At 72.8% G+C, this 243-nt stretch carries 1 protein-coding gene; it reads right to left on the reverse strand.

Annotated elements, in window-relative coordinates:
• The coding region (locus HKX41_12985; GenBank protein NNC25048.1) for a hypothetical protein at positions 1-243 on the reverse strand (243 nt) is incomplete at both ends.

A 243-nucleotide genomic window follows, 5' to 3' on the forward strand; every position in this document is an offset into this window, starting at 1 on the left:
GCCCTGGACCACGCCGGTGTTCTGGCTCAACGCGGCGAGCGCGTCGAAGGCGCTGCGGAAACCTTGCTTGTCGATCTGCTCGGCGTTGATGACGGTGACCGGCGACGGGCCTTCCAGGCTCGCGCGCGGGATGCGCGAGCCGGTGACGACGACCTGGTCGAGCGTGGTGGCGGCGCGATCTTGCGGCGCGTCGGCCTCGGCATCGGCCGCCAGCGCGGGCGCGGACAACGCCGACAGCGCGAG

Origin of the sequence: Salifodinibacter halophilus (genome assembly GCA_012999515.1) — a bacterium.
Lineage (GTDB): Bacteria > Pseudomonadota > Gammaproteobacteria > Nevskiales > Salinisphaeraceae > Salifodinibacter > Salifodinibacter halophilus.